Below are 395 nucleotides of genomic sequence, written 5' to 3'. Positions count from 1 at the left end.
CGTACGCGGCATGCCCGTTCCCGCCCGCCAGGGCGTACCCGTTGCCGTTCGCGCCGGCCGGGTACCCGTTTCCGTTGGCGAGCGCGTACGCGTGGCCGTTCCCGTTCCCGTTCGCCAGGGCGTACCCGTTGCCGTTCGCGCCGGCCGGGTACCCGTTGCCGTTGGCGAGCGCGTACGCGTGGCCGTTCCCGTTCCCGTTCGCCGGGACGAAGCCCGCGGGTCCGTCGGCCGCGGTCCGGCCGTCGGCCACCGCCACGCCGCTCTCCATCTGGGCGAGGCTGCGCAGCACCTCGCTGGCCTGGACGTGGCTCTGCCCGATCGCCAGGCTGTGCTGGGTGACCGCGGTGATGCCCGCGACGACGTTCTCGCTGGGGCCGCCGCGCCCGGTCTCCTCC

Annotated in this window: 1 pseudogene; it reads right to left on the bottom strand. The window is 75.2% G+C overall.

Features of this window, described 5'->3' with window-relative positions:
- A pseudogene (locus LPA54_RS41320) lies at positions 1-395 on the bottom strand (hypothetical protein); the annotation flags it as partial.

It is taken from the genome of Streptomyces sp. DH12 (assembly GCF_020873895.1).
In the GTDB taxonomy this organism is placed as follows: Bacteria; Actinomycetota; Actinomycetes; order Streptomycetales; family Streptomycetaceae; genus Streptomyces.
Note: the sequence above shows the minus strand (reverse complement) of the source record. Positions and strands in the feature narration are given on the sequence as shown.